Genomic DNA, 3,888 nt, shown 5'->3' with positions numbered 1-3,888 from the left:
GATGGCGCAAACTAACCCACGTTAGTGCAAACACAATGTCAGCTACAAAGCCTGCTGCCGATTCTTGCCCGGTGTTGCCCGCCAGCCACAAAATTGTAACGTTTTCGGCGGCTGACCTGCAACCATTCCCCCAAAATTAGGGGTGCAGAGCGAGAAGCTTATCGCGCTTGCGCAAGAAACCACGCGCGTTCCTGGGCCTCGTCGGTCCAGTCGTCGATCATGCCGTCGGTGGCATTGTCGTCGGCCTGGTCGGCAAGGTCTTTCACCTCGCGAAGCGTGGACACCAACGCCAGATTGTCGTCACGCAGTTCCTCCAACATCTTTTCGGCGGGGACGTCAGCTGCATCATTGTCGGCTATGGTCTGACGCTTTGCGATATCACCGATGGAGGTCAGCGTGCGATACCCGTTCTTGCGCACGCGTTCCGCGATCGCATCGGTGATTGCCAGAATCTGCGCGGCATGGTCGTCGAACATCAAATGATAATCGCGAAAATGCGGGCCTGAAACGTGCCAGTGGAAATTCTTGGTCTTAAAATACAGAGCAAAACTGTCTGCAAGCAGGCCATTCATCGCGTCTGCGAGCGCCTTGTCGGCATTGTCACCTGATTTGGTGGTCATATGGGGTTTCCTTTCCGTCGGATGATTGATGCCATCGTATATAGGAACGCATCCGACAAAAATCGGCAAAAAATTTTGCGCGGGCCGTAGCGCTTTCAAATCAACCCGAACGCCAGCAATACAAGCGTTATGCCGACCAGCAAGATGATGATGCCGGCGCTGATGCGGATGGCTGTCAGCGGCAGCTCAGCCATCCGCTCGCGCAGCACCACAGCGGGCACCAGCCCCAGAACCGTGCCCGCCCAGCCGCCCAGCAGCGGCCAGAGCGCATCATGGCTGCGCGCTGCGGTCGCCGCGATGATGAACTGGCCCTTGTCGCCAAGCTGCACGATAGCGATGCCCAGTAGGGTGGTCAGAAACGGGCCGATCTTCCAGCCGCCAAGCACATTGACCGGGCGACGCCAGGCGAGCATGCCGGCAGCGGCAAACAGCAGCGACAGCGCATAAAACAGCGACAGCGCGTCGCGGCTGATCCAGGTGCCCACCACCACGCCGCCAAATGCTGCGAGCGCGCTGCCGATACCGCTGGCGATCACAATGGCCGCGATCATCTGGCCGGGGCGGTCAAAGCGCAGCGCCAGCGCGGCGCATAGCAGTTGACTGCGGTCTCCGGCATTGACCAGCGCTGCCAGCAGCAGGGTGGTGACGAACGCTTCCATTTCAGACGTCTAGCACAAGGTCTGGCAATGCACGCCAAATCCCCGCGTCAGCGCGCACCGCGCACCGCGACCGAGGCAAGCAGCGCGGCGCGCATTCCAGCATCCCCCGTATCGGCGGCGATCGCATCGTCAATGGCATCGAGATAATGGCGCGCCATCGTCCGGCTCCAGCCATGCGCGAGCAGATGCTCAAGCCGATGCGCCAGATCGCTGACGCACGGCATGGCATTGCGGTCGGCAATGCGGCGAATGCGATCAATGTCCTCTGCCAGCTTGCGCGGCGGAGCGTGCCGGGCAATCGCGCGCACATGGCCCGCGTGCAGCCGAAGCTGCCGGCGTGCCATGGTCAACGCATCAGTGCGACTGGCATCATGGCTGGCATTATCGATCGGCATGGCACACCCTTTATAATCGCCGCTCGGTTGGCGTGATGGCTGCTGTGGATGGCCAGTAAGCCACAACAGGGTTAACATATGAAAAAGCCTGATTTGCACTGCAAACGGCGCGCGCGGGCGCTTGACAAGCTGGGGCCGTTGCGGCAATGGCGGCGCTCGCATTCATGGGGGCGGCGATTTGCGCCGCTCTTTGTGTTTATAAAAGGTTGGCGGTCAGTGCGGGCGACAAGGTCCGACCAGACACCATCTGAAATTTAATCTCGACACGAAGGAACGGTCATGGCGAAGCCAGCCACTGTGAAAATCCGCCTGGTGAGCACTGAAGGCACCGGCTTTTTCTATGTCACCAAAAAGAACCCGCGCAACATCACGGAAAAGATGAGCTTCCGTAAATATGATCCCGTCGTGCGCAAGCATGTCGAGTTCAAGGAAGCCAAGATCAAGTAATCGTGCCGCGCAAGGCTCTGATGAACCAGCAATTCAGCACCGGTTCAATCGCCTTGCCCCACGGTTTCAGCGTTATTTCTCTTTTGAAAGCCCTGAAACCATGCCGTTGATCTGGTCCAAGACCGCTGCCGTTCTGATGTCCGCCGCTGTGCTGGCAGCGCCGCTCGCAGCCCCGCAGCCCGCCTACAGCCAGGCTGCCGCAGTGCAGCCGAACGATATCGCGCAGGTCACCCGGCACCTGAAGGCCATGCAGTCGCTGCGCGCGCAGTTTGTGCAAACCGACCGCAGCGGCCAATCGCTGTCGGGGACGCTGACGCTCAAGCAGCCGGGCCGCATTCGCTTTGAATATCAGAAAGACGCGCAACTGCTGATCGTCAGCGACGGGCGAGCGCTGACCATGATCGATTATCAGGTAAAGCAGGTTCAGCGTTGGCCGATCCGCAACTCGCCGCTGGGTGCGTTGCTCGATCCGAGTCGCGATCTCACCCGATATGGCAAGCTGCTCAAAACCACTGATCCCGACGTTGTCAGCGTTGAGGTGCGTGATGCCAAGCGCCCGGAATATGGGGTGATCACGCTCGTCTTCATCCGCAGCGCTTCCGCGCCCGGCGGGCTGTCGTTGACTGGCTGGGTGGCGCTCGATTCGCAAAACAAGCGCACCACCATCCGCCTGTCTGGCCAGCAATATAATGTTGCGGTAGCCGACAATGCCTTCGCCTGGACCGATCCGCGCCGCACCACCGGTCCGCGCCGCTGATCGTGCCGGATTTGTTGCATTCGCTGACGAACCGCCTTTGGGCATCGACAAACTGCGAGCGGTTCTCAAAGTCGTTCACCCGCCAGAAAGGCTGACCGCGATAAAACTGGCATCGAAGTCGGCGATCGGGTTCCCCCTGTTATCCGTTCGAACCACCGGCTTCACCAAGCGTGACGAACGCAAAAAAGAACCCTCGTTCCAATGCCCCCGGGACGAGGGTTTTTTGCGCGCTTTTTTCATGTTTGGGCTTGGGTTTGCGCGCACCGCTGTCTAGAGCCTGTGCGCATGGCTGCACCCCTCAAGATTGCTTCGTGGAATATCAACTCTGTCCGCTTCCGGCTTGAATCGGTGCAGCGCTTTCTGGCCGAGGAGGCGCCCGACATCCTGTGCCTTCAGGAAACCAAGGTGATCGACCGCGATTTTCCCGAAGGTCCGTTCCGCCAGCTCGGCTATAATTTTCAAAAGCTGCATGGCCAGCCGATGCATCATGGCGTCGCGATCATCAGCAAGGTGCGGCTGAGCGAGGATGCCCGGCTCGATTGGCAGGCCAATGGCGAGGCGCGGCACATCGGCGTGTTGGTGACCGGCCCGCTAGGCGGCACTGTGCGGCTTGAAAACGTTTATGTGCCCGCTGGCGGCGAAATCCCCAACCGCGATACCAGCCCCAAGTTCGGGCAGAAGCTCGATTTCCTCACCCGGATGACCGAATGGTCGCGCGGCCTTGACGGGCGGACGATCATCCTGGGCGATTTCAACATCGCGCCGCTCGAATCGGATGTGTGGAACCACAAGGCGCTGATCAACACCGTCAGCCACACCGCCATTGAGATCGACCATCTCAAAGCTATGCAGGATGCGCACGACTGGGTCGATATCGGTCGCAAATTCTATCCCGCGCCCGAACGGCTCTATACCTGGTGGAGCTATCGCGCGCGCGACTGGTCAGAATCTGACAAGGGGCGCAGGCTCGATCACATCTGGGTGTCGCCCGATCTGGTCGATGCGGTCAA

At 59.9% G+C, this 3,888-nt stretch carries 6 protein-coding genes; 3 read left to right on the top strand and 3 right to left on the bottom strand.

The genetic code is table 11. The features are described from left to right. Window positions 1-158: 158 nt before the first annotated feature. From ACEW8G_RS12465 to ACEW8G_RS12455, 3 genes are all read right to left on the bottom strand, one after another. On the bottom strand, window positions 159-620 hold the full coding sequence (locus tag ACEW8G_RS12465; RefSeq protein WP_373488737.1) for a Dps family protein: 462 nt from the start codon (window positions 618-620) through the stop codon (window positions 159-161). A gap of 95 nt (window positions 621-715) precedes the next feature. After that, window positions 716-1,279 (bottom strand): TMEM165/GDT1 family protein, encoded by a 564-nt coding sequence (locus ACEW8G_RS12460; protein WP_373488736.1) that lies wholly within the window; start codon window positions 1,277-1,279, stop codon window positions 716-718. A gap of 47 nt (window positions 1,280-1,326) precedes the next feature. Continuing rightward, the gene (locus tag ACEW8G_RS12455; protein WP_373488735.1) at window positions 1,327-1,674 is read right to left on the bottom strand and encodes a hypothetical protein; all 348 of its coding nucleotides are present in this window, start codon (window positions 1,672-1,674) and stop codon (window positions 1,327-1,329) included. A gap of 279 nt (window positions 1,675-1,953) precedes the next feature. Between ACEW8G_RS12455 and rpmG the strand changes: the two genes are divergently transcribed. The 3 genes from rpmG to ACEW8G_RS12440 form a co-directional block, all read left to right on the top strand. Then, window positions 1,954-2,121, top strand: coding sequence for a 50S ribosomal protein L33 (gene rpmG / locus ACEW8G_RS12450; RefSeq protein ID WP_373488734.1), 168 nt, complete (start codon window positions 1,954-1,956; stop codon window positions 2,119-2,121). A gap of 100 nt (window positions 2,122-2,221) precedes the next feature. Then, on the top strand, window positions 2,222-2,878 hold the full coding sequence (locus tag ACEW8G_RS12445) for an outer membrane lipoprotein carrier protein LolA (protein WP_373488733.1): 657 nt from the start codon (window positions 2,222-2,224) through the stop codon (window positions 2,876-2,878). A gap of 285 nt (window positions 2,879-3,163) precedes the next feature. Further along, on the top strand, window positions 3,164-3,888 hold a 725-nt coding region (locus tag ACEW8G_RS12440), incomplete at its 3' end, for an exodeoxyribonuclease III (RefSeq protein ID WP_373488732.1).

Origin of the sequence: Blastomonas sp. (genome assembly GCF_041747255.1) — a bacterium.
Classification (GTDB): Bacteria; Pseudomonadota; Alphaproteobacteria; order Sphingomonadales; family Sphingomonadaceae; genus Blastomonas.
This window is presented reverse-complemented; position numbering and strand designations above follow the sequence as displayed.

What these genes read in the sequence shown, in the direction of transcription:
- ACEW8G_RS12445 (WP_373488733.1), top strand. Translation starts at nt 2,222, where the DNA reads ATGCCGTTGATCTGGTCCAAGACCGCTGCCGTTCTGATGTCCGCCGCT.
- rpmG (WP_373488734.1), top strand. Translation starts at nt 1,954, where the DNA reads ATGGCGAAGCCAGCCACTGTGAAAATCCGCCTGGTGAGCACTGAAGGC.
- ACEW8G_RS12460 (WP_373488736.1), bottom strand. Translation starts at nt 1,279, where the DNA reads ATGGAAGCGTTCGTCACCACCCTGCTGCTGGCAGCGCTGGTCAATGCC.
- ACEW8G_RS12465 (WP_373488737.1), bottom strand. Translation starts at nt 620, where the DNA reads ATGACCACCAAATCAGGTGACAATGCCGACAAGGCGCTCGCAGACGCG.
- ACEW8G_RS12455 (WP_373488735.1), bottom strand. Translation starts at nt 1,674, where the DNA reads ATGCCGATCGATAATGCCAGCCATGATGCCAGTCGCACTGATGCGTTG.